The following is a 460-nucleotide window of genomic DNA, read 5'->3' on the forward strand; positions in this document are numbered from 1 at the left end:
CGCCATGACCTACGAGCTTCCTTTCGACGATGTCTACGAGCCCTACCACGCCTCCTCGCCGACCGACCGCGTCATCCTCGAACTGCAGATGTACGGCCATCGCCCGCATCAGGACGAACCTGATGCTCGGCCACTTCCCGACGACGAGGTGATCCGGGCCGGGCTTGCCGGGATCGTCGAGACCTTCGCCGGCATGCTCGGCGACACCAGGCTCGAACCCGATCTCGATGACCTGCTCTGGTCCTTCGCAAACGTCTTCCACCGTGCCGCCGAGCGAGTCGCCCGATCCCTCGATCGCAACGAGGAGGCGCAGCGTTCGAGCCAGCAGGAGCAGGACGGCTCCGAGGTGAAGTCGGTCGAACTCGAACGGCTCACCGCCGAGGGCATCACCTATATCGAGCGCCGCAACGTGCTCGAAATCATGCGCGATGAGGCTGCCGACCTCTACGAGGCACAAACC

The 460-nt window shown here is 64.3% G+C and carries 1 pseudogene; it reads left to right on the forward strand.

Going from position 1 to position 460, the window contains the following annotated elements:
• Positions 1-4: 4 nt before the first annotated feature.
• Positions 5-460, forward strand: a pseudogene (locus EN935_RS40035) (hypothetical protein); the annotation flags it as partial.

Source organism: Mesorhizobium sp. M7D.F.Ca.US.004.03.1.1, assembly GCF_003998635.1.
GTDB lineage: Bacteria > Pseudomonadota > Alphaproteobacteria > Rhizobiales > Rhizobiaceae > Mesorhizobium > Mesorhizobium loti.